The 25,129-nt window shown below is 64.7% G+C and carries 26 protein-coding genes and 1 pseudogene; 8 read left to right on the top strand and 19 right to left on the bottom strand.

Translation table 11 applies throughout. The annotated features are described in order from the left end of the window. Positions 1-24 precede the first annotated feature (24 nt). The 3 genes from AC27VE_RS13705 to AC27VE_RS13695 form a co-directional block, all read right to left on the bottom strand. Positions 25-627 (bottom strand): LysE/ArgO family amino acid transporter, encoded by a 603-nt coding sequence (locus AC27VE_RS13705; protein WP_006227829.1) that lies wholly within the window; start codon positions 625-627, stop codon positions 25-27. 111 nt (positions 628-738) lie between these two features. Continuing rightward, a complete protein-coding gene (locus tag AC27VE_RS13700; RefSeq protein WP_488704144.1) occupies positions 739-990 on the bottom strand; it encodes a hypothetical protein in 252 nt (83 codons plus the stop codon). Between the two features lie 204 nt (positions 991-1,194). After that, complete coding sequence (locus tag AC27VE_RS13695; RefSeq protein ID WP_427960500.1) at positions 1,195-1,419, bottom strand: HP1242/YdcH family protein; 225 nt, start codon at positions 1,417-1,419, stop codon at positions 1,195-1,197. 251 nt (positions 1,420-1,670) lie between these two features. On the opposite strand from AC27VE_RS13695, the gene AC27VE_RS13690 reads away from it, so the two are divergent. Continuing rightward, entirely contained in the window at positions 1,671-2,819 is a 1,149-nt protein-coding gene (locus tag AC27VE_RS13690; protein ID WP_488704143.1) for a sterol desaturase family protein, read from the top strand. Between the two features lie 39 nt (positions 2,820-2,858). Here AC27VE_RS13690 and AC27VE_RS13685 read toward each other — a convergent pair whose 3' ends face one another. The 6 genes from AC27VE_RS13685 to AC27VE_RS13660 all read right to left on the bottom strand — a co-directional run bounded on the left by AC27VE_RS13685 (position 2,859) and on the right by AC27VE_RS13660 (position 7,787). Further along, entirely contained in the window at positions 2,859-3,587 is a 729-nt protein-coding gene (locus tag AC27VE_RS13685) for an anti-sigma factor (protein WP_488704142.1), read from the bottom strand. Beyond that, positions 3,584-4,153: a sigma-70 family RNA polymerase sigma factor gene (locus tag AC27VE_RS13680; RefSeq protein ID WP_035214233.1), complete on the bottom strand. Its 570-nt coding sequence runs from the start codon at positions 4,151-4,153 to the stop codon at positions 3,584-3,586. The genes AC27VE_RS13685 and AC27VE_RS13680 overlap by 4 nt, the downstream gene beginning before the upstream one ends. Before the next feature lie 130 nt (positions 4,154-4,283). After that, positions 4,284-4,847 (bottom strand): DUF3455 domain-containing protein, encoded by a 564-nt coding sequence (locus AC27VE_RS13675; protein WP_315138304.1) that lies wholly within the window; start codon positions 4,845-4,847, stop codon positions 4,284-4,286. A gap of 139 nt (positions 4,848-4,986) precedes the next feature. Continuing rightward, positions 4,987-5,613 (bottom strand): isochorismate family cysteine hydrolase YcaC, encoded by a 627-nt coding sequence (gene ycaC / locus AC27VE_RS13670; RefSeq protein ID WP_006227836.1) that lies wholly within the window; start codon positions 5,611-5,613, stop codon positions 4,987-4,989. Positions 5,614-5,742: 129 nt separating this feature from the next. Next, a complete protein-coding gene (locus AC27VE_RS13665; RefSeq protein WP_488704141.1) occupies positions 5,743-6,714 on the bottom strand; it encodes a LysR substrate-binding domain-containing protein in 972 nt (323 codons plus the stop codon). A gap of 107 nt (positions 6,715-6,821) precedes the next feature. After that, on the bottom strand, positions 6,822-7,787 hold the full coding sequence (locus AC27VE_RS13660; protein WP_035214235.1) for an AraC family transcriptional regulator: 966 nt from the start codon (positions 7,785-7,787) through the stop codon (positions 6,822-6,824). A gap of 314 nt (positions 7,788-8,101) precedes the next feature. On the opposite strand from AC27VE_RS13660, the gene AC27VE_RS13655 reads away from it, so the two are divergent. The 3 genes and pseudogenes from AC27VE_RS13655 to AC27VE_RS13645 all read left to right on the top strand — a co-directional run. Next, positions 8,102-9,148 (top strand): aldo/keto reductase, encoded by a 1,047-nt coding sequence (locus tag AC27VE_RS13655; protein WP_006227839.1) that lies wholly within the window; start codon positions 8,102-8,104, stop codon positions 9,146-9,148. A gap of 165 nt (positions 9,149-9,313) precedes the next feature. Next, entirely contained in the window at positions 9,314-10,543 is a 1,230-nt protein-coding gene (locus AC27VE_RS13650) for an SMI1/KNR4 family protein (RefSeq protein WP_488704140.1), read from the top strand. Positions 10,544-10,574: 31 nt separating this feature from the next. Continuing rightward, positions 10,575-11,373 (top strand): annotated as a pseudogene (locus AC27VE_RS13645) (YoaK family protein); the annotation flags it as partial. On the opposite strand, the gene AC27VE_RS13640 reads toward AC27VE_RS13645, so the two are convergent. From AC27VE_RS13640 to AC27VE_RS13630, 3 genes are all read right to left on the bottom strand, one after another. After that, on the bottom strand, positions 11,342-12,112 hold the full coding sequence (locus AC27VE_RS13640) for a hypothetical protein (RefSeq protein ID WP_427960449.1): 771 nt from the start codon (positions 12,110-12,112) through the stop codon (positions 11,342-11,344). The pseudogene AC27VE_RS13645 and the gene AC27VE_RS13640 overlap by 32 nt on opposite strands. Before the next feature lie 7 nt (positions 12,113-12,119). Next, the gene (locus AC27VE_RS13635; protein WP_488704139.1) at positions 12,120-12,857 is read right to left on the bottom strand and encodes a tetratricopeptide repeat protein; all 738 of its coding nucleotides are present in this window, start codon (positions 12,855-12,857) and stop codon (positions 12,120-12,122) included. 120 nt (positions 12,858-12,977) lie between these two features. Beyond that, positions 12,978-13,526, bottom strand: a complete 549-nt coding sequence (locus AC27VE_RS13630) for a fasciclin domain-containing protein (RefSeq protein ID WP_315138293.1) — start codon at positions 13,524-13,526, stop codon at positions 12,978-12,980. 296 nt (positions 13,527-13,822) lie between these two features. Between AC27VE_RS13630 and AC27VE_RS13625 the strand changes: the two genes are divergently transcribed. Next, on the top strand, positions 13,823-14,476 hold the full coding sequence (locus AC27VE_RS13625) for a thiopurine S-methyltransferase (protein WP_006227844.1): 654 nt from the start codon (positions 13,823-13,825) through the stop codon (positions 14,474-14,476). Between the two features lie 69 nt (positions 14,477-14,545). On the opposite strand, the gene AC27VE_RS13620 is transcribed toward AC27VE_RS13625, so the two are convergent. The 6 genes from AC27VE_RS13620 to AC27VE_RS13595 all read right to left on the bottom strand — a co-directional run bounded on the left by AC27VE_RS13620 (position 14,546) and on the right by AC27VE_RS13595 (position 21,013). After that, positions 14,546-15,313 carry an SDR family oxidoreductase gene (locus AC27VE_RS13620; protein ID WP_006227845.1) on the bottom strand — a complete coding sequence of 256 codons (768 nt, stop codon included), beginning with the start codon at positions 15,311-15,313 and terminating at the stop codon, positions 14,546-14,548. Next, on the bottom strand, positions 15,310-16,305 hold the full coding sequence (locus AC27VE_RS13615; RefSeq protein WP_488704138.1) for an NAD(P)H-quinone oxidoreductase: 996 nt from the start codon (positions 16,303-16,305) through the stop codon (positions 15,310-15,312). Before AC27VE_RS13615 ends, AC27VE_RS13620 begins: the two co-directional genes overlap by 4 nt. Before the next feature lie 19 nt (positions 16,306-16,324). Then, positions 16,325-17,029, bottom strand: a complete 705-nt coding sequence (locus tag AC27VE_RS13610; protein ID WP_006227847.1) for an ABC transporter ATP-binding protein — start codon at positions 17,027-17,029, stop codon at positions 16,325-16,327. Further along, on the bottom strand, positions 17,022-18,803 hold the full coding sequence (locus tag AC27VE_RS13605; RefSeq protein WP_088591292.1) for a branched-chain amino acid ABC transporter ATP-binding protein/permease: 1,782 nt from the start codon (positions 18,801-18,803) through the stop codon (positions 17,022-17,024). Before AC27VE_RS13605 ends, AC27VE_RS13610 begins: the two co-directional genes overlap by 8 nt. Before the next feature lie 22 nt (positions 18,804-18,825). Next, positions 18,826-19,692, bottom strand: a complete 867-nt coding sequence (locus AC27VE_RS13600) for a branched-chain amino acid ABC transporter permease (protein ID WP_006227849.1) — start codon at positions 19,690-19,692, stop codon at positions 18,826-18,828. A 121-nt stretch (positions 19,693-19,813) separates the two neighbouring features. Beyond that, the gene (locus AC27VE_RS13595; RefSeq protein WP_006227850.1) at positions 19,814-21,013 is read right to left on the bottom strand and encodes an ABC transporter substrate-binding protein; all 1,200 of its coding nucleotides are present in this window, start codon (positions 21,011-21,013) and stop codon (positions 19,814-19,816) included. Between the two features lie 332 nt (positions 21,014-21,345). Here AC27VE_RS13595 and AC27VE_RS13590 point away from each other — a divergent pair, with 332 nt between their 5' ends. The 3 genes from AC27VE_RS13590 to kce are packed head-to-tail and all read left to right on the top strand — an operon-like array spanning position 21,346 to position 24,012. Next, positions 21,346-22,128: an SDR family oxidoreductase gene (locus tag AC27VE_RS13590; RefSeq protein ID WP_006227851.1), complete on the top strand. Its 783-nt coding sequence runs from the start codon at positions 21,346-21,348 to the stop codon at positions 22,126-22,128. Beyond that, positions 22,128-23,084: a 3-hydroxyacyl-CoA dehydrogenase gene (locus tag AC27VE_RS13585; protein ID WP_088591291.1), complete on the top strand. Its 957-nt coding sequence runs from the start codon at positions 22,128-22,130 to the stop codon at positions 23,082-23,084. Before AC27VE_RS13590 ends, AC27VE_RS13585 begins: the two co-directional genes overlap by 1 nt. After that, complete coding sequence (kce, locus tag AC27VE_RS13580; protein ID WP_280027986.1) at positions 23,077-24,012, top strand: 3,5-dioxohexanoate:acetyl-CoA acetone transferase; 936 nt, start codon at positions 23,077-23,079, stop codon at positions 24,010-24,012. Before AC27VE_RS13585 ends, kce begins: the two co-directional genes overlap by 8 nt. Positions 24,013-24,049: 37 nt before the next feature. On the opposite strand, the gene AC27VE_RS13575 is transcribed toward kce, so the two are convergent. Continuing rightward, complete coding sequence (locus AC27VE_RS13575) at positions 24,050-25,120, bottom strand: glycerol dehydrogenase (RefSeq protein WP_488704137.1); 1,071 nt, start codon at positions 25,118-25,120, stop codon at positions 24,050-24,052. Positions 25,121-25,129: the final 9 nt, after the last annotated feature.

Raw genomic sequence — 25,129 nt, 5'->3', positions numbered from 1 at the left:
GTAGATGACGCGTCGCGTGGCCCCTTACAGCACCAGCTTGAAGCCGATGGCCAGCATCGCGACCCCGACACAGCCGTCCAGTACGCGCCAGGCTTTGGGGTTGGCGAAGAAGGGCCGCAACAAGCGCGCGCCGTAGCCCAGGGTGAAGAAGAATACGAACGACGCCGACATGGCGCCCAGCGCGAACGCGGTCTTGGCGCCTTCGTATTGGCTGGAGATCGACCCCAGCAGCACCACGGTGTCCAGATAAACGTGCGGGTTCAGCCACGTGAAGGCCAGGCAGGTGGCCAGCGTGGCGGCCAGGCCCGCCGTCTGTTTGGTGGAGGGCGACAGGCTGTCGTGTTGCGTGCGGAACGCCGAGCGCAGGCTGCGCGCGGCGTAGACGAACAGGAACAGGGCGCCGCCATAGCGCATGGCGGGTTCCAGCCAGGGCAGGGTGTCGACGGCCAGTCCGAACCCGGCCACGCCGGCGGCAATCAGGATCGCGTCCGACACCGCGCAGGTCAGACAGATGGCGAAGACGTATTCCTGGCGGAGCCCCTGGCGCAGGACGAACGCGTTTTGCGCACCGATCGCGAGGATCAGGCCAAGACTGAGCAGGAAGCCGGGAATGAAGGCGGTTGTCATGGATCACCCTGTAAAAGGGCGACAGACTAGCCGTTGCGGGAAGGTTAGAAAAACTAAATAGCCTAAACCAAGTTCAGTTTTGCTTAATAGACGGCGCCATGCGTGCGCTGCTTAATGCGGGCGTGCCGCAACCAGGGAAGCATTCAACGTCTGCAACTGGGTTTGCAGGGATTCCAGCAGCAGCTGGATCTGTTCGGAGGTCAGCGCGTAGACCCGACCTCGGCTCGCTTCGTCCGGGGATTGAGCGGCTTGCGTGATGGAGTCCAGGCGGACCAGGAGCGAATCGTATTCCACGACGGGCATCATCGCCCAGCCTGTCACCGGCAAGACCGGCTCGCCATTTTTGAAATCTTTGTCCAGCATCTTGACGTTCCTCTTCCGGGTTTCAGGCGGGAGCCCGTCCGGGAGCAGATTTTAGGCGTTCAGCTTAGTGTAAGCAATGGGCGGACGCCGCGATAGCTGCCCGGTGGCGGCCCGGCCTGTATCGAGATGCGGTTCGAACGGACGGTGGCGTACTTCCGTTTCTGAAATGCGAAGCACGCAACCGTCGTCAACGGTGCAGGCGGCTCAGCCGCCGCCTTGGTCCGCCGCACGCAGCAAACCGTACAGCTTGTCCTTCAACTGCAGCTTTTCCTTTTTCAGCACCTCGATGTTGGTGCCGGCACTCGGCACGATGCCGTCTTCCATATTCTTGATTTCCTGGTCCAGATCGTTATGACGTTGGAACAGCGCCGAGAAATGCGCATTCTCGGATTTCAGCTGGGTAATGAGTTGGCGATATTCAGGGAACATTGGGGCCTCTCTTGGATACCAGTTGACGGGACCGGTGTCGCGCCAGGCACGACGCGCATCGGCGTCAATTCCATGACACGCCAACGCCCGCGCCTTGTCAACCGCGGAACCCGCCGCCACACGCCCGACATTGACGCCACGCAAGGCGTCGCGCGGCGGCAGCAACTCTGTCGCGCATGCTCACGTTTCATTACATGGGTGTTTCCGCCCGGCGATACACTCGCTTCCCCGTGGTCAGCCATAAAAGTGACATGAAACAGCGCGTGCCTATCTATCGGCAGGTCTTTGAACTCTTCCGACAGGACGGACGTATCCACGCCGGCACAGGGATGATGAGCGGCGTGATCGCGCTCTTCCTGGCGATCCTGTCTGTACTGGGCGTGCTGGCCTTCCACTTTCCGGCCTATCTGACCACCCCGGAACTGCGCGCGTTCTACTCCGTGGACGCCATGCGCACCTTGCTGTTCGGCGCACTGCTTGTCTCGGGCTCGATCGCGCTGGCCAATACCGTGTTAGGCCGCCAGCGCTGGTTGAACATCACCGCCTTCGTGCTGGTCTGCTGCGCCGTGGCGGCCGGCGGCAGCCAGGTCGTGGTGACGACGACCAATACCGGCAATCACCCCTATCTGGGTCTGGACTGGTTCATCCTGGATCTGCTGGCGTCCAGCACGGTCTTCATCATTTTCGAGAAGCTCACGCCGCTCTACCCGGGCCAGCCGGTGTTCCGAGGCGAGTGGCAGGTGGACATGAAGCACTTCCTGTTCAACCACCTGTCGGTGGGAGCGGTGCTGCTGTGCATCAACTTCTTCATCCACCGCCTGTTTTCGTGGGCGGCCTACGAGCCGCTGCAAGCCGCGATCCAGTCCATGCCGTATCTGCTGGAGCTGTTCGTGGCGGTGCTGGTGGCCGACCTGGCGCAGTACGCGGCGCACCGGATGTATCACGAGGTGCCGGTCATGTGGCGCTTCCATGCGGTGCATCACAGCACGCGCACGCTGGACTGGCTGGCGGGCTCGCGCCTGCATATCGTCGAACTGCTGATCACGCGCGTCGCCGTGCTGGGCGTGTTGTTCGTGCTGGGCTTTTCGAAGTCGGTGCTGGACGCCTACATCATCATCGTCGGTTTCCAGGCGGTGCTGATCCATTCGAACGTGAAGCTGCCGTGGGGATGGCTGCGCTACATCATCGTGACGCCCGACTTCCATCACTGGCACCACTCGTCGGACACGGAAGCAATCGACAAGAACTACGCTGCGCATTTTTCGTTCATCGACTACATCTTCGGCACCGCCGTGCGCGGCGTCGGCAAGCGCCTGCCCGAGAATTACGGCATCCTGGATAACGACATGCCGGGCTCCTTCCTGGCGCAGCAGGCGTATCCCTTCCTGCGCAAGAAGTAAGCGCTTGCGCGTCCGGGCTGCTGCGCCCGGACCGCACTTCTACAGCATCTTGACCGCGCGCCCGATGAACTGGATGGGGCCCGTGGGCTTACCGATCGGCGAACCCGTCTTGGGTTCCAGCGTCAGCTCGAAAAGCTGGTTGGGCTCCAGCGGCGGCAGCTTGTCCAGCGGGATGCGAACCGCCTCGCCGGGCTTGATCAGGCCCAACGACACGGGGCCGGCCCAACCGTCGGCCTTGGTCCAGAATTCCAGCGCGCGGTCCGCCGGGACTTCGGTGGCGGCGAGCGGCACCAGTTGCACGGCGTTCTGGCCGGCCTGAGCCTGCACCACCCAGCCCGGCGCCTGCGATTGCGGCGCCACCAGCACCACCACATATTGCGCGGGCCCCGGGGCGGGTGCTGGCTGCAGCGCCAGCGTGCTGCCCAGGATCAGCACTGCGGCCATGCCGCCGGCGGCCAGACTGCGCCAGAAGAACAGGCTGTCCCAAAGGCCGGACGTGGTGCGGGCGGCGGAGCGCTGGCGTTGGGCGTTTTCCGCATCAAGCGTGCGCGTGATGCGCGACCAAAGATTGGCTGGCGGTTCCACGGGGGTGGACAGGTTCGCAAGCGGCAGCAGCCGTTCTTCCCAGCGGGCGATGGCATCGCGCAACTTGGCATCGTGCGGCAGGCGGGCTTGTACCTCGCGGCGCGCCTGGGCAGACAAGGTGCCCAGCACATATTCGCCCGCCAGGTCGTCCAGGCTATCGGGGGATTCGTGGGCGGCGGTCATGCCAGGCACTCCTTGAGCGCTTGCAGGCTGCGCTTGATCCAGGCTTTGACGGTGCCAAGCGGCGCCCCCAGGCGCTGGGCGATCTCGCTGTGGGACAGCCCTTCCACATACGCATGCAGTACGCAGTTGCGGCGCACGGGTTCCAATTGTTCCAGGCACGGGCCGATCTGGCCGGCGCTGGCGCGCCAGTCGAAGGCGTCGCGCGTGTCGTGCCAGGCTTCGATGGCGTCTCGGGCGTCCAGGGCAGCGGCCGTATCTTCATCGACGCCGGTCTCGCGCGCGGTGTCGCGCAGCGCGTTCAGCGCCAGGTTGCGGGTGATGCTGTAGACCCAGCCGCGCCCCGACCCGCGAGACGCGTCGAAACTGCCCGCCTGGTTCCAGATCCTGACGAAAGCGTCATGCACAATGTCCTCGGCCCAAGCGCGGTCGCGCAGCAGTCGTTGGGCCACGCCCAGCAGGCGCGGGCCTTCTTGCCGGTAAAGGGCTTCCAGTGCGGGCCGGCGGCCGGCGGCGCACTCCTTGATGGCAGCTTCGTAATCGAAATCCGGGGTCAGGCGGTTCGGCATGCGAGAGCGGGAGCGGGAAGTGGTCGGCCGTGCGGACAAGGTACGCACGGTGGTCGGTTGCGCCATCTTACCGGACTCTCTTGACGCCGCCCGGGCCCGTCGCCGCATGCGGCCGGCCCGGGCGGGGCTGTTAGTTTGCCTTCCAGAAGATGTAGTCGGCCTGGTATTGCACCTGGCTCTTCTGGCCCAGCGTGGCCGGCGTGCACGGCGTCTTGGGCGCCACACCGCCCTTGAGCGCCACGCGCTGGATATACGTCACGCCCGTCAGCGCGCCGGCTCCCACCGCAGGGTTGGCCTTCACCAATTGATAGGGCAGGTTGCCGTCGCCCGAGGGCGCCACCGCCACTTGCGTGCCGGTCAGCTTGGACCCATCCATGGCTTCCCAGGTGGCCGGAGGACCGTAGTAGGTGCCCACTTGCTTGCCCTGGCGGTCGTTCAAGACCGCCTTGGGGCCGGCGAAGACCCATTCGGTCTGGCTTTTCATGTCGGCCTTGGCGCGGCACTCATAGGTGATTTCGCCCACGCCTACGGTTTCCCAGGCCACCTTGTTGCCCGCGGGCACCTGGACGCTGGCGGGAAGGTCGGTCTGCGAATAGGCCATGGACTTGGCGCTCATCGAGCCGCAAGCGGCAAGGAGCGACACGGCGAACAGGCCGGCAACGGTGGGAATGCGATTCGAACGTTGGGTCTTCATGAGTGGTCTCCAGCGGCGTGAAAGCGCCTGTAGACGGCGCGCACGATGCGCGCCGGTACAGGTACTACACGCGGGAGACCCCATTGGATGCAGGGCGGACGCAATTATTTTGCGTCCGCCCTGAGGGGCAGGGGCGTGATTACTTGGCCGACCGGTTGGCCGAGTAAGAAGCCATCAGGTTGCGGTAGTCGGGGATGTGGTTGGCGAACAGCGTGCCCAGGCCCTCGACGTCATTGCGCCAGTCGCGATGCAGTTCGCATGCCACGCCGAACCACGACATCAGTTGGGCGCCCGCTTGCTCCATGCGGCTCCAGGCGGCGTTGCGGGTGACTTCGTTGAAGGTGCCCGAGGCATCCGTCACGACGAAGACGTCAAAGCCTTCTTCCAGGGCCGACAAGGCGGGGAATGCGACGCACACTTCGGTGACCACGCCGGCGATGATCAGCTGCTTCTTGCCGGTGGCCTTGACGGCCTTGACGAAGTCTTCGTTGTCCCAGGCGTTGATGTTGCCGGGGCGGGCGATATAGGGCGCCTTGGGGAATTTGTCTTTCAGTTCCTGGACCAGCGGGCCGTTGGGGCCGTCTTCGAAACTGGTGGTCAGGATCGTGGGCAGCTTGAAGTATTCCGCCAGATCTGCCAGGGCCAGCACGTTGTTCTTGAACTGGTCGGGTTGGAAATCGCGCACCAGGGAAAGCAGGCCGGCCTGGTGGTCAACCAGCAGGACGGCGGCTTCGTTCTTGTCCAGCTTCACATAGGGTTTGGTCATGGTTTGCTCCGTTATGTCGTCAGGTCGTGGTGCGCGGTGTTGGCGCGGGGTTGAACACGTGAGTGCATGAACAGAATTCTAAATACAAGCCAATAACCGCGGTAGACGGGATTTTCGCGTCTCAGCGTTCTATAAATCGGACGATGCGAGGCCGCTTTTCAGGAAGGGAATGTGGTGGCGTTGCTGGGTCTCGTATTCGCGCCGGGCGCTTTCACGGTACTCCGCATTCATGAAATCCAGAAGTTCGCGCACGGCCGGCAACAAACCTCGCCGCGAGGGGAATACGGCATGGACGGCGCCCGGCTCCGGATACCACGGCGCCCCGACCGGCACCAGCGTGCCCGCATCCAGTTCGTCGCGGATCATCATCAAGGGCAGGGCCGCGACGCCCACGCCGCGCAGCGTGGCTTGCTTGAGCGCCAGCATGTCGTCCGTGACCAGGCGGGGGGTGAACGGCACGTTCTGCCGGGCGCCGTCGGGGCCATCCAGGCGCCACTGGCATTCGCGCTGCTCGGTGCCCAGCGCCAGCGTGGGCAGTTGGCTGATCTGGCTGAGGTCGGCACCGGCGGGCAGCGTGCGCGCAAGCGCCGGGCTGGCCGCGAGGGTCTGGCAACTGGTGCCCAGGTGCTTCATCACCAGGTCGCTGCTTTCGATGGGCCCGAAGCGCACGCGCACGGCCAGGTCAAACCCCTCGCGCAGCACGTCGACCGGGCGGGAGAAACTCTTCAAGTACACGTGCACCTTGGGACACTTTTCCATGAAGCGCGCCACGACATCGCCCAGGAAGTAATAGATCAGCGCGGGCGGCGCGCTCATGCGGATCGTGCCTTGCGGCTCGGCATGGGTGCGGTCGATAACGTCTTGTGCGGCTTCGGCGCCGGCCAGCATCGACAGGCATTGGTCGAAGTATTCCTGGCCCAGTTCGGTCACGGCGAAGGTGCGAGTGGACCGCTGGATCAGGCGCACGCCCAGACGGTCTTCAAGCAGGGCGATGCGGCGGCTGAGGCGGGACTTGGGAATGTCCATGGCGCGCCCGGCCGGCGCGAAGCCGCCGTTCCTGACGACCTGGACAAAGTAATAGAGATCATTCAAGTCGTGCATGGACTTTCCGCTGTTCTGATAATGGGACGTAGCGGGGAGCATATAACGCCCGCCACGTCCCCAGGCGGAAAGCCTGCGGGCAACGCCGCTTGCCGACGCTCGCCGGATCAGGCCGGCGCGCCGGCCGATTCCTCTTTCCAGCGCTGCTTGTCGCGCAGCGGCGGCGTGCCGAACAGGCGGCTGTATTCGCGGCTGAACTGCGACGAACTCTCATACCCCACGGCGTGCGCGGCCAACGCGACGCCGGCGTCGTCGCTCAGCATCAGCCGGCGCGCTTCCTGCAGCCGAAGGTGCTTCTGGTATTGCAGCGGGCTCATCGCGGTGGCCTGCTTGAAATGGTGATGCAGCGACGACACGCTCATGTGCACGTCGCGGGCGATCTCCTCCACGCGCAGCGGCTGGGCGTAGTTGTCCCGCAGGATGCGGATGGCCTTGGCCACACGGTTGAGCTGGCTGTCCTGCAGCACCGTCTGGCGCAGCACCACGCCCTGGCCGTTCATCAGCAGGCGGTAGAGCAGTTCGCGCTTGACCATGGGCGCCAGGATGGGGATGTCGCGCGGGGTGTCCAGCAGCCTCAGCAGCCGCAGCACGACGTCCAGCAGGGACCCGCCCAGCGGATTGACGCACAGCGCGCGCGACGCTTCGGCCGGCAGCAGCGGCGGCAGGTTCTCGTCGCTGATCAGTTCCGCGATCTCTTCCGGGTTCAGATCCAGGCGCAGGCCCAGATAAGGCAGGGTGGGGCTCGCGACCGACACCTTGGCCACCACGGGCAGGTCCACCGACGAGATCAGGTAATGGAAGGGGTCGTACTCATAGGACTCGTCGCCGATCAGCAAGCGCTTGGACCCTTGGGCAATGACCGCCAGCGCGGCTTTTTGCAAGCCGGGTTTGGCGCCGGTGGGCTGGGACAGGCGGTGCAGGTACAGGCCCTCGATGGGCGTATCCAGCGACCCCTCCAAATCCCCCGTCATCCGGTCCAGCGTGCAAAGCAGCTCGCGTCGCGCCGGCTCGTAGGCGATGTCCAGGGGGGCGGCGCTGGCGAAATCTCCGGGTCGAACGGTAGTAATAGGCATGGAGGCTCCTGAAGGCGTGCCGCCCGCGCGGGCGGCCGGCGGAGCAGAGGATTAAGCGGGCTCCAGTGTATGCCCAGCAACGGCGGGCTGGACAGTCGTGATTTCGGGGTGTGGAGAAATGGGCAAAAAGTTTGGAGGATCGGGCGCATGCCTGATCCTCTGCCGCTACTGCCAGAGAATCAGGCAAAAAAGGGGCAGGATCAAGCAGCGCGCGGGCGGCCTTCCGGACGCATACTGTCTCCACCCCGGCAAGCCAGCGTCCGGCGCCCCACCCCGGGGCGCGCAGGCCGGCTGCCCCCAGAAGGAGTGCAATCATGCGGTACAAGAAATTTGGCAGCACCGGCCTGTTCGTCTCGGAACTCTGCCTGGGCACGATGACTTTCGGCGGCGAAGGCGAGCTGTGGAGCAAGATCGGCGCCCTGCAACAAGAGGACGCGAACCGGCTGGTGGGCCGGGCATTGGATGCGGGCGTCAATTTCATCGACACGGCGGACGTGTACTCCGAAGGCAGGTCGGAAATGATCACCGGACAGGCGTTGCGTGACCTGAAGGTGGCGCGCGACGACGTGGTCATCGCCACCAAGGTCTTCGGCCAGACCGGCGCCGGCGTGAATGCGCGCGGCAATTCGCGCTCGCACATCCTGGACAGCGTGAAGAAGAGTTTGTCGCGCCTTCAGCTGGACCATATCGACCTGTACCAGATCCATGGGTTCGACCCGGCGACGCCGGTCGAGGAAACCGTGCGTGCCCTGGACACCCTGGTGCAGCACGGCCATGTGCGCTACGTGGGCGTTTCCAACTGGGCCGCCTGGCAGATCATGAAGGCGCTGGGCATCGCCGAACGCCTGGGACTGGCGCGGTTCGAATCGCTGCAGGCCTATTACACGATCGCGGGCCGCGATCTGGAACGCGAACTGGTCCCCATGCTGCAAAGCGAAGGGGTGGGCCTGATGGTGTGGAGCCCGCTGGCTGGCGGCCTGCTCAGCGGCAAGTACGGCCGCGACGGGTCGGCAGAAGCCGGTAGCCGCCGCGCCGCGTTCGACTTCCCGCCGGTCGACCGCGACCGCGCCTATGACAGCATCGACGTTCTGAAAACGGTGGCTGATGCGCGCGGCGTGTCAGTCGCGCAGGTGGCCTTGGCCTGGTTGCTGCACCAGCAGGTGGTGACCAGCGTCATCATCGGCGCCAAGCGTGTCGATCAGTTGGACGACAACCTGGCCGCCACCGGCATCAAGCTGACGCAGGACGAACTGGCCGCGCTGGACAAGGTCAGTGCGCTGCCGCCCGAATATCCCGGCTGGATGCACGTGCGCCAAGGCGAATTCCGGCGCAAGCAACTGGCCGAATCGGGCGCGGCATAAGCCGCGGCGGCGTTCAGGGCTGGACCGGGGACCAGGCGTCGACAAACGTCTCCAGGTCCAGCTTTGCCGCCATTTGCATTGGCGTGGCAAGCGTCGCGGCGGGGGCGGCATCTGCGTGGTAGTGGGCTAGTAGAATCTTTGCAGCGGCAACTCCGAAGATTTCCCATGAGCGACTCCTTTTCCCCCGATGAATCCCGCGCGCTGCGCGAGCATGGCATTGCGCTGTTCGCGGATCGCGTCCTGATCGCCGTGCAGCCGCCCTTGGCTGAGACGCGCATCGCAGAAATTGAAGCGGCCTGCGCCGGCCCCTTGCCAGACGCGCTGCGCGACTTGTGGCGCCTGACTGCGGGCGGCGAACTGGCCTACGATCTGCGCGCAACAATGGACGGCAATGAAGAGGCGCTGAGCTGGGCCGAATTGTTCTATGACGGCAGCGACCACTACCGCGATCTGCAAGGGTGGATCGAACACGAACAAGCCTGCGCCGAAGAGGCTGCCGACGAAGACGGCGAAGCCTGGAACGGCACGCTGCGCTATCTGCCCATCGGCGGCTTCGAGTATTGCGACCGCATCTATGTCACCGTCGAGCCCGGCCCGCGCGCGGGCAGCATCGTGGCGTGGAAGAAAGGCTTGCCGGGCTGGACCCATGCCTTGCAGCAGGACGGCATCGCAACCATCGCGCCGGACCTCCACGCGGCATTCGCCGCGCTATGCCTTGAGACGGACCCGGACCAAGACGAGGACAGCCCCGGCGTGCGCGTGCTGGAGTATCTGGACGAGCGCGTGTCGGACCACGGCATGCCGCAGGCCCTGGCGGACAAGGTGACCGCGTTCTACCTGCGCGCGCGGGTGGACTGGCGCGGCCCGCTGGCGGCCGGCACGCTGCTTGCGTCACCGCATCTGGCCGGCCTGGCCTTGCAACATGCGCTGGCCCAGGATGATGCCGCGCTGGTGCAGCAATTGGCCGGGCAGGGCATGTCGTTTGATTTGCCCCTGCGCGGCAGCGCCAAGCCGGTCGAGGTCGCATTGATGCAGCATGCCTATGCGGCGACCAACGCCCTGCTGCAGGCCGGCGCCCCTGTCAGCCCCACGGCGATCCATCGACTGGACTGCAAACCGTCTCCCGAACTGATTCAGGGCCTGCTCGCCCACGGCGCCGTCGCCGATGCGCTGGGCGTGGCGCGCTGCGTGGCCTGCGGGTCGCCCGAGGCCGCGCGCCTGGTCGCCCACGCTTGCGGAGCAGGCATTGAAACCGCTTACGCCGACGTGCGGGATTCCATGGCCAATAGCTACGAGGAAGACCTACGCCGTGTGCGTGCGGGCAAACTGGGCCATTATCTAGGGGCCGAGGGCCTGGCCGAGCGCGTCGCCAACCTTCGGAATTTCTCGCTGTGACGTTCAACGATCCTGTTTTGAAGGAACAAGGGTGGCCATTCCGTATTTGCGGCGGTTGACGGCCGTCAGCCGCAGTCCGCAAGCCAACCGGCATCTTGCCTACTTCCTGACCTTCACCGCCGGGGCGGTCAATGCCGGCGGTTTCCTGGCCGTTCAGCAATACACCTCGCACATGTCGGGCATCGTTTCGATGATGGCCGACCACATGGCGTTGGGCGGCATGATCGTGGTGCTGCAGGGCCTGGCCGCATTGCTCTCCTTCCTGGCCGGCGCGGCCAGTTCCGCGTTCCTGATCAATTTCGGCCGACGCTCCCACCTGGCCAGCGAATACGCCTTGCCGCTGTTGCTCGAAGCCGTGCTGCTGCTGGGCTTCGGGCTGCTGGGCGCCAACCTGGAGACCTTGCGCTGGTTCTACGTGCCGGGCACGGTCATGCTGCTGTGCTACATCATGGGCCTGCAAAACGCGATGATCACCAAGGTGTCGCGCTCCGAGATCCGCACGACGCACGTGACGGGCATGGTGACCGACATCGGCATCGAACTGGGCAAGCTGTTTTACTGGAACGTGGCCAAGGGCGATGCCCAGACCATGCCGCCCGTGCGGGCAGACCGCGCGAAGCTGATCGTGCTGAGCCTGATGGTGACGCTGTTCTTCGTGGGCGGCGTGACGGGCGCCTATTCGTTCTTCCACTTCGGCTTCGGGTCAACCTGGCCGTTGGCGCTGCTACTGACGCTGCTGGCGGTGGTGCCGATCGCAGACGACATCCGCAGCTTCATCCACCGCGCCTAGCCACAGCGCTATCGCTTCGCTTTGCCCGCGGTGGAGTAGGCCAGGAAGACTTGCAGCGCCGCCAGCGTTTCGTAGTGCAGCCGTTTCAGCCTTGCGTCCTTGACGGGGTCGATCACCGCATAACCCTTCGCGTCCACCGGATAGGGCTCACCCAGCAAGCGGGCCATGTCGATCTGGTAGTAGCTGGCATCGCCATACGGCCGTTTGCCGTCGATGTACGGCATCGGCCAGAAGCGTTCGCCTTCGCGCAGCACGGCCTGCAATGACTTCGCATCCACCTCGCGCCAGACCGCGGCACGCAGCAACGTCAGATGCGCCTGTTGCAGCGTGAAGCCGCCTTGCGCGTCGACACCGCTTTCCGGAAAGTCGAACGCCTCTTTCATTTCGGCCGGCACGGTGTAGCGCCCGGGCCGCAGCATGCCTAGAGACTCCACGTAGCGGGGCAGCAGACGGCACACTTCCGCCAGGCGGCGAATGGCCAGCGCATCGTCCGTGGTCTTGAGCGCGTTGCGTGCGATGGCCAATGTGTCGGCGCCACCCAGCAGCGGTTGCTCGAAATCGACGGTGGGCGCACCGGATTCGACGGGCATCCACAGCACGCGTAGCAGGCGTACCAGGGCCGCGTGCTGGCCGGTATAGGCCAGGGTGCCGGAAGGCGCCGCATACACTTGTTGGATGATCGCGTCCCGTTCGGGCGAGGCAATGGCGCGCAATGGGGCAACGGTCAGGCCGGCCAGGGCCAGCAGCAGCGTCCGGCGTGTTATCGGATTTCCGGTCATCGGGAGCTCACTTCGGCATGCTGTTCAATTCGGACTCGGCCAGCGGGTATCCGGGTTGTAGGCGCAGCGCGGCTTCATAGGATAAGCGGGCGTCGCTTACACGGCCAAGCCTGCGCTGCAGGTTGCCCATATTGGTCAGGATCAGCGCACTGGCGGGTTTGGCCGCAACGGCCTTCTGATAGGCTTGAAGTGCTTCCGCTTCGCGGTCCAAGGCGTCCAGCAACGAGGCCTGCAGGTTGTAGCCGATGCTCCAGTCGGGAAAGCGCCGGGTCAGTTCCTGCGTGGTGGCCAACGCGTTGGGCAGGTCGGACCGTTCGGCTTGTGCGCCGGCCTTGTTGATGTAGGCCCACTTGTTGTCGGGGTTGAGCTTGAGGGACTGGTCGATCAGGTCCTGTGCGGCGGCAGGATTGCCTTGCTGGCTTTGCAGCTTGCCCAGGAACAGCAGGACATCCGCATTGCGCGGGTCCTGGCGCGCCATCTCTTCGCCCAGGCGCTGCGCTTGCTGGCGGTCGCCGGCGCGCAATGCCGCGGACACCTGCGCGTTCAATTCCTGCATGGCGGGCGGCAACTGCTGAATGCGGGCGCGCAAGGCCTCGTTGTCGGCCTGCAGTTCGGTTTGGTAGGCATGGTCCAACTGTGAGGCCGTCTGCGCCCGGGCGGCGGGCGGCGCCAGGGTCAGCGCCAGCGCAAGCAGCGGCGAATACAACAGTACGGACGGAAAACGGCGGCGCAAGATCGCAAGCATGGAGGCGGCGGTTCCGAATGGAGGGGGACAGGTCAGGTCCCTACGATACCGGAACCGCGGCCGGCGGCAAAAGGCCCGGCGGGATGGCCGGGCCTTCGCTCTGCCGGTTTGCCGACGCAATCACTTCGGCATCAGCACCGTATCGATGACGTGGATCACGCCGTTGGACTGGTAGACGTCATAGGTGCTGATGGTGGACACGCCTCCTTTCTCGTCCTTCAGGGTCAGGTTGTGCTTGCCGTTCATCATCACCCACAGCTTGCCGCCGCTGGCGGTGGTCAGTTCCGTAGAGCCGCCGCCCTTCTTGACCTTGGCGGCCAGCGCGTCGAAATCCAACTTTCCGGGCACCACGTGATAGGTCAGGATCTTGGTCAGCGTCGCCTTGTTTTCAGGCTTGACCAAGGTATCGACCGTGCCGGCCGGCAGTTTGCCGAACGCGGCGTTGGTCGGGGCGAACACCGTGAACGGGCCCTTGCCCTGCAGCGTGTCCACCAGGCCTGCGGCCTTTACCGCCGCGACCAGCGTGGTGTGGTCCGCGGAATTCACCGCGTTGGCCACGATGTTCTTCGAGGGCATCATCGCCTGTCCGCCGACCATGACATCGGCGGCATACGTGGGCGACAGGGTCAGGGCAGAGCAGGCGATGGCAATCGAGGCTAGCAATTTCATGACGATCTCCTTTTGTGTGGCCGTCATGAGCAGATACGGGGCTGGCTCGCGATTGGATGCGTTTTTTCCTCTAGGTGTAAACCCGGATCGGACGGCGTGGCGCAAAGCGCGGCCCTGCCGCGCGCCCATCGGCTTTACCCGGGTCGGGGCACTACAATGCCGGGCACCGGATTGCGCGGAATCAAGCGCGCCGGCGGCGATACCCGCTACGCTGGGTGCGCCAAGGCGTCCGGGCCCCGGCCGGCCCGGTAGAAGCGATGAGCTTGCAACCGAAATACAGGAGGAGCAGACAACGTATGGACGCAGAATTCTGGTTGGAACGCTGGCGCGAAGGGCGCACGCACTTTCATCAAACCCGGATCACGCCGCTCTTGCAGAAGTACTGGCCCACGCTGGCCGTACCGAAGGGTGGACGGGTGTTGGTGCCGCTTGCCGGAAAGTCGCTGGACATGGTCTGGCTGGCGGCGCAGGGCCACTCGGTGTTGGGAGTCGAACTCTCCCAGCTCGCGGTGGACCAGTTCTTCGAAGAGAACGAGCTTCGACCCGCCACGCACGAATCCGTCTACGGCAAGCACTACGTGTCGGGCAACATCGAAATCATCTGCGGCGACATCTTCAAGCTGGATGCCCAAGTGCTGTCGCACTGCGTGGGCGTCTATGACCGCGCCGCGCTGGTCGCCTTGCCCGAAGCCATGCGCGCCCAGTACGTGCGCCATGTCTATGGGCAGTTGTCGCCCGCCTGCCGGGGCCTGCTGATCACGCTGGACTACCCGCAGGAAGAAATGGCCGGGCCGCCGTTCTCGGTGGTGGACAGTGAAGTCCAGGCGATCTTCGCAGGCGTCTCGCCCGCGGTGATCATCGACCGCCGCGACATCCTGGACAAGGAGCCCAAGTTCCAGAGCGCCGGCGTCAGCCGTCTGGACACGGTGGTCTACCGCCTGGGCGTGTAGGATGGGTGAAGCGCGAGAGTCCTTAAGCTAGAACTCGGCTATTGATCGCGCGCAACCCATCATCTCCCATCAAGTCATCAGCCACCCACCGGCCACGTCCAGCACTTGGCCGGTGACGAACCGGGCCTGATCGGACGCGAAGAACAGGCAGGCGTCGGCCACTTCCTCTGGCGTGCCCAACCGGCGTAGCGCAGTCACCTGGGCCACGGCGTCATTGATGGCTTTCGGCACGCTTTTCAGCAGCGGCGTGCTGATGCGGCCCGGTGCCAGCGCGTTCACCGTCACGTCGTATTCGCCCAGTTCCGCGGCCCAATGGCGGGTCAGGCCGATCAGGCCGGCCTTGGTGGCCGCGTAGTGCGCCGCCACGATGTCGCAGTAGGCCTTGCCGGCCACCGACGACATATTGATCACGCGTCCCTGGCGCTGCTTGACCATGTGCGGCGTGGCCAGGTGCGTCATGTAGAACACGCTGTTCAGGTTCACCGACACCACGTTGTCCCATTCCCCGGGCGGCATCTCCCAGACCTTCAGCGCGCGGCCGTCCGTCTTGGGCGAGATGCCCACGTTGTTCACGAGAATCGTGGCTGCGCCCAGTTCGGACGTGATGCGATCGTAGGCTGCCTGGCATTGGTCGAAATGTGCCACGTCGGCGTGCACGAACGCGACCTGGTGGCCATGCTTACGTAGCTCCTTCTCGAACGCCTGGCCCGCCTGCGAATTGAAATCGACGAGGCCGACCCGGCCGCCTTCGGCCAGGAAACCCTCGACGATGGCCGAGCCGATGCCGCCCACCGCGCCAGTGACGATGGCGACCTGGTCCTGGAAGCGGCCGCTCATGCCTGCACCTTCAGCATGATCTTGCCGATGTGCTTGCTGCTTTCCATCAGCGCATGCGCCTGGGCTGCCTCGGCCAGCGGGAACACTTTATGGATCAAGGGCAGGCATTGCCCTTGCTCCATCAGCGGCACGACCTTGCTGGCGAGCGACCGCGCAATGTCGCCCTTGTCGTCGTCCGAGCGCGGACGCAGCGTCGACCCCGTGAATTGCAGCCGCTTGGTCATGATCGGCAGTGCGTCGATTTCGGCCTTGCTGCCTTCCAGGAAGGCGATCTGCACCAGCCGGCCATTGACGGCCAGCAGGCGGATGTTCTTGTTGATGTAGGCGCCGCCCACCATGTCCAGGATCACGTCCACGCCGGCGCCGCCGGAGGCCTGGCGGACCTCGGCTTCGAAGTCCGCATCCCGGTACAGCACGGCGTGATGCGCGCCGGCCTTCAGGCAGGCATCCGCCTTGTCCTGGTTGCCGACGGTGGTCCAGACCTCGGCGCCGAAGGCGCGGGCCAGTTGGATGGCCGTCAGGCCAATGCCGCTGGACCCGCCATGCACCAGGAACTTCTCGCCGGCCGACAAGCGGGCGCGGTCGAACACGTTGGTCCAGACCGTGAAGTAGTTTTCGGGGATGGCGGCGGCGGACAGCAAGTCCATGCCGCGCGGCACGGGCAGGCAGTGGCGTTCGTCGGCCAGGCAATACTGGGCGTAGCCGCCACCCGGCGTCAGTGCGCACACGGCGTCGCCAGCCTTCCAGGCCGTGACGTCCGGGCCGACGGCGATGATGGTGCCGGAGACTTCCAGCCCCAGATAGGGGGAAGCGCCCGGCGGCGGCGGATACGAGCCCGAGCGTTGCAGCACGTCGGGGCGGTTCACGCCGGCGTAGGCCACTTCGATCAAGACTTGGCGGCCGGTGGGAGCGGCCATGTCGCGCTCGGCGACGTGCATGCAATCGGGCGCGCCGCCCTTGCCGTGGTCGATGAATGTGCAGCGTAGAGTCATAAGAAACGGGTCCTGGTCATCAATGGCCCAGATAGGCCTTTTTCACGTGAGGGTCGCTAAGCAGTTCGGCGCCGGTCCCGGTGCGCACGATGGCGCCGTTCTCCAGCACGTAGCCGCGGTCGGCAAGACGCAGGGTGCGGAACACGTTCTGTTCCACCAGCAGCACCGTCACGCCGTGCGAGGTGACGTCGCGGATGATGTCGAACATCTGCTGCACCAGCAGCGGAGACAGGCCCAGCGAGGGTTCGTCGAATACCAGCAGCTTCGGGTCGGCCATCATGCCGCGCGCGATCGCCACCATCTGTTGTTCTCCGCCGGACAACGAGCCGGCGTACTGCGTCAGCCGTTCTTTGACGCGCGGGAAAATGCGCAGCACTTCATCCAGCTTGCGCTGCACGATGGGGCGCGCGGCGCGCTTGTAGGAACCCATCAGCAGATTGTCGCGGACGGTAAAGTGCGGGAACAGCTGGCGGCCTTCGGGAATCATGGTGATCCCGGCGTCCACGATGTCATAGGGGTTGCGGTTGGTCAGGTCGTGGCCTTCGAATTCGACCTTGCCCTGCATGGCGGGGATCACGCCGCACAGGGTCTTGAGCGTCGTCGTCTTGCCGGCGCCGTTGGCGCCGATCAGGGTGACGATCTCGCCCGCATTGACCTCGAAGTTCAGGCCGTTCAGCACCTGGCTCTTGCCATAGCCCGACGACAGATTCGTCACCTTAAGCATCCTGATACTCCTTGCCCAAATAGGCTTCGATGACGGCGGGGTTCTCGACCACGTCCTTGGGCGCGCCGCTGACCAGCACCGCGCCTTCGTTCAGGACGATGATGCGGTCGGACAGCGCCATCGTGGCCTGCATCATGTGTTCGATCAGCAGCACCGATACGCCCGAGTCGCGGATGCGGCGGATCATCTGGATGGACTTCTCGATGTCGGTGGGGTTCAGCCCCGCCATCACTTCGTCCAGCAGCAGGATGCGCGGCTTGATGGCCAGCGCGCGGGCGATTTCCAGCCGCTTCATGCCGCCCACCGTCAGGCTGCGCGCTTCGGTATTCAGATACTTGACCAGGTCCGTCTGCTCGGCCACCTTCAGCGCGATCTGCTCGGCCTCATCGCGGCTGGACGTGCGGATGAAGGCGCCCAGCATGATGTTCTCAAGCACCGTCAGACCGGTGAACGGCTTGGCGATCTGGAAAGTGCGGCCCAGGCCCTTGTGCGCATACTCGTCCGGCGTCCTGCAGGTGACCCAGTTGCCGTCCGCGTCCAGCATCGAAATGCCGCCCTTGTCCGGCGACAAAAAGCCCGACAGCAGATTGAACACCGTGGTCTTGCCGGCGCCGTTCGGCCCGATCATGCCCAGGATCTCGTTCTGGTTCAGCGTCAGCGACACATCATTGGTGGCGCGCAGGCCGCCAAAGCTCTTGAACAGCTTGTCGGCCTTCAGCACCGGCTGCTCGGAACGGGTGGCGTTGTGCAACCGAAGTTCGTCGGCCAGCTTGAGCTTCTTGCGGGGCGAACCCAGATAGGGCAGGCGCGCCAGCCCGCGTTCGATGGCGGGGCCGAACGCGCCGGCCAGGCCGCGCGGAATGGTCAACACCACCGCCACCAGGATCAGGCCATAGATCAGCCCGTGCATGCCGTTACCCACGCTGGACAACCAGCCGCGCGCAAGTTCCGCGATCGGCAGCACCAGGAAGGTGCCCGCGATCGGACCGGCCACGGTGCCCAAACCTCCGATCAACGCGAACATGGCGACCTGGATCGACAGCTCCAGCGAGAACGCCGAACTGGGATCCACGAAGGTCAGGTACGTGATGTGGAAGGTGCCGATGATGCTGGTCAGCATGGCCGACACGACCGCGGCGATGATCTTCACGCGCACCGTGGGGATGCCCACGGCAAGCGCGGCGTCTTCGCGTTCCCGGATGGCGATCAGGTAATGGCCGATACGCGACTTGCGGATGTACCACGACACCCACGTCACGAACAGGAATAGCCCGAACGCGATGATCACGTAGTTGAGCTTTTCGCGGAACACGATCCACGCCCAGCCGATGTTCAGCGGCAGGCTGATGCCGCTGGAGCCGCCCGTCCAGCTTTCTTCGTGGATGACCAGCAGCCGCACCACTTCCAGGATGGCGATGGTGGCCAGCGCGAAGAACGGCCCGCGCAGGCGCAGCGTGGGATAGCTGATCAGGATGGCGACGCCGGCCGAGATGACCGCGCCAGCCAGCATGCCGAACCACGGCGAAATGCCGAAGTTCTGCGTCAGCAGTGTGGCCGTGTAGCCGCCGATGCCGTAGAAGACGGCGTGGCCCAGCGACAGCTGGCCCGCGTAGCCGCCCACGATGTTCCACGCGACGGACAAGGACGAAAAAACGAACAGCAGGACGAAAAGGTTGGTCCAGAAGGGCGTGCCCATGACGGCGGGCACGATGAACATGACGATCAGCAAAATCAGGCTGACGTAGGCTTTGGGGCTTCGAAAGTCGGGAAACACGTCTCGCTCCTTGTGGCTCTGATCACTCTGTTCCAACGCCGAACAGGCCGTTCGGACGCAGGACAAGGATCAAGAGGAAGATCCCGAAATACACGACCTCTTTCAGGTCGGGGGCGATGTAATAGCCGGCCAGCGTATCCACGATGCCGATGATCATGGAGCCGGCGACGGCGCCGTACAGGCTGCCCAGGCCGCCCAGCACCACGATCACGAACGCCGTCAGCACGAAGTACGTGCCCACGGTCGGAAACACCGGATACTGCGGCGCCAGCAGGCCCGCGGCGATGCCGACGAATGCCGTGCCCAGGCCGAAGGCGATGGCGTAGACGTTGTTGACGTTCACGCCCATCAGGGTGGCGGCATAGCGATGCTGGGCCACGGCGCGAAGCGCGCGTCCCAGATAGGTGCGGTGCATGAATAGATGCAGCAGCACCGCCAGGCTGATGCCGACCACGAACGTGATCAACTGGCCCGTCACCATCGAGTAGTTGCCCACGTCGATGGCATTCGTGCCCAGTTCCACCGGCGCGCGATACACGTTGGCGCCGAAGATCACCAGCGCAAGGTTGAGCAGAATGGTGGATACGCCCACCGTGGCGAAAATCTGGATGTGCTGGTCGGCGTTGAGCAGCGGCTGGATGATGCCTTTCTGCGTCAGCGCACCCAGCGCGAACAGGATGACGGCAACCGGAACCAGGCCCACGTACGGATGGACGCCGAATTGCGCCGCGATCAGATAGACCAGGTACATGCCGATCATCAGGAATTCGCCGTGCGCGAAGTTCACGACGCGCACGACCCCGAAGATCAGCGTCAGCCCCAGGCTGATGATGGTGTACGCGCCGCCCAGCAACAGGCCGTTGATGACCAGTTGAATGAATATATCCATGGTGCAACCTCTTAGAGCGGGATGCGGCCCCGGCACGGCCGCGGTGAAAGCGGCCGCGCCGGAGCGCGCAATTCCCGGGAAACGTCAGGCGCCCCCGAGCGCCTGATCACTGGCGTCGCGCTTACTTCTTGAAGACCGGCTTGCCAAGTGCGAGGTTGCTGGGTGCGATGGTGACGAGCTTGCCGTCCTGCCACTGCATCACGTAGAACGTGGAGGCGTTGTTCTGGCCGTCTTCGCCGAAGTCGAAGGCCCAGCCGTTGGCCGTCTGGCCGGCCGGCTTCTTGTAGGCCATGACCGCGGCGCGAATCTTGTCCTTGTCGGTGGACTTGGCGTTGCCGATGGCTTCGAAGAAGGCCTTGGCGCCCACGTAGTTGGTCAGGCTGTGGCCTGATTGCGGGTCGCTCTTGTAGGTGGCCTTGTAGGCTTCCAGGAACTTGTCCAGGCCCGGCGCGCCAGCCGGATTGATGGACGACTGCGGGAAGTCAAGGTCGAACACGCCGTTCATGTCGGCGCCGACCGCCTTGGCCGTATCGGCCAGCGAATAGCCGCCGCCTGCGCCAATCACGACCTTGGGCTTGAAGCCCGCGGCGCGCGCCTGGCTGAAGAACAGGATGGCGTCGTTCTGATAGGCCGTCTGGAGCACCACGTCCACCTTGGCGCCCTTCAGGCGCAGGATCAGGGACGACAGGTCTACCGTCTTGGCCGAGTAGGGCAGCACTTCAGCAACCGTGTAGCCCAGTTCCTGGGCACGCTTCTTTTCGGTGGCGGCCACGTCCGTGCCGTAAGGCCCGTCTTCGTGGATGATGCCGATCTTGATGTCCTTGGGGTTCAACCCCATGCCCGGGGCGATCGTGTCATGCAGCGCATTGACCACCGACACGCCGTACAGCGCCGTATTGGGGTTGCTGCGGAACAGGTACTTGTAGCCGCGCGTGGTGATCTTGTGGGCGGTGGCGCCCAGTTCGAAATACGGCACGCCCGCCAGTTCCGTCACGGGCGAGGCCGCGTACGAAATGCCGGAGGCGTAGCTGCCGAACACGCCGACCACGTTGGCCGAGATCAGGCGCTTGGTTTCCGACACGGCCTGCGTGGGGTCCACGGCGTCCGCCTTGACGATTTCGATCTTCTCGCCGTTCACGCCGCCTGCGGCGTTGATCTCGTTGACGGCCAGCTCCAGACCGCGATAGCTCTCTTGTCCCAGGAGCGCAAGCGCGCCGCTGAACGGGAAGAGGGCGCCCACTTTCATGTCGGCCGCTGCGGTGCCGCTTGCCAGTGCGCCGCACACGCCTAGCGCCAGAATAATCTTATTGAACTTGAACACGGTCTACGCTCCTTTGTCGGTATGGGATGCGGACTGTTTTTAGTGGTGTCCGTCTTTTTTAAATATATGATATATGTGCCGGCCAGGTACAAAAACCCCGCCTTGGATTCTAGTTGGGGCCGCAACTAGCCGAATCGGGGAATTCCCTAAAGCCGCATGAATAAAGCCTCAGCGGCCGATAAGGGGCGAAATGAACCGCAATATTCCGTCAGGCGGGCGTACCTGTCGGATGGTCGCCAGCGTTACTGAAAGTACGAGAAACTAGCCGGCCTAATCATATATCCTATATCATCAAGCGCGCGCTTTTCCATAAAAACCCAGGAGACAGAAGCATGTTCGAGGAAGTCGATTTCGCCGGAAAACGGGTCCTGATCACCGCGGGCGCGGATGGTCTGGGCCTGGAGATGGCCAAGGTGTTCCATCATGCGGGTGCCACGGTGTTCGTGTGCGATGTGAACGAAGCGCGCCTGGCCGCGCTGCCGGCCGAATTGCCGGGCGTGCATACCGCGGTTGCGGACGTATCCGACGAGGACAGCGTGGGCGCGCTTTTCGCCGCGGTCAAGCAGAAGTTGGGCGGGCTGGACATCCTGATCAACAACGCGGGCGTGGCGGGGCCCACCGGTTACGTTGAAACCCTGTCCAAGGCGGACTGGGACCGCACGTTGGCCGTGAACATCACCGGCCAGTTCCTGTGCGCGCGCCAGGCCATCGGCCTGCTGAAGGCATCCAAGGCGGGCGTGATGATCAACCTGTCTTCCGCCGCCGGTCACCTGGGCTTTGCGGGGCGGTCGGTGTATTCCGCGTCCAAGTGGGCGGTGATCGGGTTCACCAAGTCGCTGGCGATCGAACTGGGGCCGCATGGCATTCGGGTCAACGCCATCCTGCCGGGCGCCGTCGAAGGCCCGCGCATCCGTGCCGTCATCGCAGCCAAGGCCGATACGTTGGGCCGTCCGGTGGACGAGATCGCCGCGCAGTACGAAAACCAGGCCGTGCTGGGCCGCATGGTTACGGCGCGCGACATCGCCAACATGGTGCTGTTCAACGCCAGCGAAGCCGCCCGCAGCGTCACGGGCCAGGCCATCGTGGTGGATGGCTTCACGCAGAAGCTCTACTGATGGGTACCGGCTCCCCGGCGCGTTGCGCCGCCATCATCGGAACGGGCCTGATCGGCCAGGGCTGGGCCATCGTGTTCGCCCGCAAGGGCTGGGACGTGCGACTGTACGACGTCAATGCGGCCATGCTGGCCGAAGCGCGTTCGCTGATCCTGCAGCAACTGCGCGAACTGGAAACCCAGGGCCTGTTGGAAGACGCCAGCGGCATCATCGAGCGGGTGCACGTGGCCGGCAGCCTGGCCGACGCGGTCAAAGGCGCCAGCTACATACAAGAGAACTCGCCGGAAAAGGTCGAGATCAAGCGCGCGCTGTTTACGGAACTGGACGCCGTGGCCGAACCCGACGCGGTGATCGGCAGTTCGACCTCCAGCATCCCCGCCAGCCAATTCACCGAACACCTGCCCGGACGGCATCGCTGCCTGGTTGCGCACCCGGTCAACCCGCCTTATCTGATTCCTGTCGTGGAGCTATGCCCCGCGCCCTGGACCAGTCCGCAGGCGCTGGATGCCGCCCGCGAGGCCATGACGGCCATCGGCCAGAAACCGGTACTGGTCCGCCGCGAAATCGAAGGCTTCATCCTTAACCGCCTGCAGGGCGCCTTGCTGCACGAGGCGTTCCGGCTGGCCAAAGCAGGCATCGCCAGCGCCGAAGACATCGACGTGACCGTGAAGGACGGCCTGGGCTTGCGCTGGTCGTTCATGGGGCCGTTCGAGACGATCGACCTGAATGCGCCGGGCGGCATTGCTGACTACTGCGCGCGGTACGGTGGCCTGTACGAGTCCATCGGTGCCGACCAGGGCGAATGCGTGGCCTGGGACGGCGCGTTGGTCGCCGCGCTGGAGGACGAACGCCGCGGCTTGCTGCCGCAGGAAGACCTTGCCAAGCGCCGCTTCTGGCGCGATGAAAAGCTGATGCGCCTGATGCGCCACAAACAAGAGAACGGAGACAACAATGGCTAAGCCCAAACAGAAAGTCGTCATTACCTGCGCCGTGACGGGCGCCATCCATACGCCCAGCATGTCGCCGCACCTGCCGGTCACCGCCGATGAAATCGCGGAAGCCGCCATCGGCGCGGCCAAGGCCGGCGCGGCGGTGCTGCACCTGCACGCGCGCGATCCGCAGACGGGCAAGCCGTCTCAGGATCCCGCGCTGTTCAAGCCGTTCCTTGAGCGGATCAAGAACGAGACCGATGCCATCATCAACATCACCACCGGCGGCAGCCCGCACATGACGGTGGAAGAGCGCATGCGCCCGGCTACGACCTTCCAGCCCGAACTGGCTTCGCTGAACATGGGGTCGATGAACTTCGGCCTGTTCCCGATGCTGGACCGCTTCCAGGACTTCAAGCATGACTGGGAACGGGAACACCTGGAGAACAGCCGCTCGCTGATCTTCCGCAATACCTATCAAGACATCGAATCCATCCTGACGCTCGGCAACGCCAACGGCACGCGCTTCGAATTCGAGTGCTACGACATCAGCCACCTCTACAACCTGGCGCACTTCGTCGACCGCGGGCTGGTGAAGTCGCCGCCGTTCATCCAATCCGTGTTCGGCATCCTGGGCGGCATCGGCCCGCACCCGGAAGACCTGATGCACATGAAGCGCACGGCAGACCGGCTGTTCGGCAACGACTACGAATGGTCGATCCTGGGCGCGGGCCGCAACCAGATGCCGCTGGCGACCATCGGTGCCGCGATGGGCTCCAACGTGCGCGTGGGCCTGGAAGACTCGCTGTGGATCGGCCCGGGGCAGTTGGCGGAGTCCAACCGCGTGCAGGTCGAGCGCATCCGCTCCATCCTCGAGGCGCTGAACCTGGAGGTGGCGACGCCCGACGAAGCGCGCGCCAAGCTGGGCCTGAAGGGCCGGGAAAACGTGAAGTTCTGATCAGGGAGGCAGGCCGGCGCGGGTGCGCCGGCCGCGTTCAAGCGTGGCGGCGCAGCGCGTCGGCAAGCGTGGCGACGTCCAGCTCGCGATCGAAATTGGCGGCATGGCGTGCCTTCAAGGTCAGTTCCGCCGCCAGGGTCAAGTCCGCGTCGCCAGGGGTATCGGCGGCGCCCAGTTCGCGCAGCGTGGTGGGCAGGCCCACTTGGGCGTACCACTGGGTCAGGTCGGCCAGCATGCCGTCGTTGCGCTGTTCCAGGTCCAGTTGCACCAGCAGGCCGACTGCGACCTGCAGGCCATGCAATGCCGTCGCCACGCCGCCGATCTTAGGCAGCCCGCGCGTGAGCGCGTGGGCGATGGACAGGCCGCCGCTTTCAAAACCGAGACCGCTCATGAGGATCATCGCTTCCACCACGCGCTCGAACGCCGGCGTGGGCTGGCCGGTGCCCGCGGCCGCCACGGCATCCACGCCATCGGCCAGCAGGGTGCGCAGGCAGCCATCGGCGATCAGTTGCGCCGACAGCAGCGGCGCGCCGTCGTACATGTTCTTGCCGCCGTTGCGTTGGCATTGCTCGGCTTCGAACTTCTTAGAAATGGCGTCGCCCAGGCCGGCGCGGAAGAAGTGCACCGGCGCGGTGGCGATGATGGCGGTGTCTACCAGCACGACCGTGGGATTGAACAGCATGTGTTCGACGGCCAGGAGGTTGTGATGTTCGTCGTACAGCACATAGTTCTTGCTGGTGGGCGCGTCGTTGGATGCCACCGTGGGCACCGTGATCAGATGGCAGTGGGCCGACTTCGCCACCGCCTTGCCCGCATCCAGCGACTTGCCGCCACCCACCGCCACCACCATGTCGATGCCGGCGTCCGAGGCTTGCGCGCGCAATTGCGCGATCAGTTCGGGCGTCAGGTCGCCGTCGACGATCAGCGGCGTCAGCGCTACACCGTGTTCAGCGCCCAAGGCGTCGATTCTTGGACCCAGCACGCCATGGACGTAGCGGTCGATGACCAGGGCGGCGCGGCGCCCGAACAAGGCGGCGTACTGGCCCAAGGTGGCCAGGGCGCCCGCTCCCTGTATGTAGCGGCTGGGAGCGCCAAAAATCTTCAGCATGAAGTCTTC

The sequence above is a fragment of the Achromobacter sp. 18P8.1.1 genome, from assembly GCF_057799415.1.
Note: the sequence above shows the minus strand (reverse complement) of the source record. Positions and strands in the feature narration are given on the sequence as shown.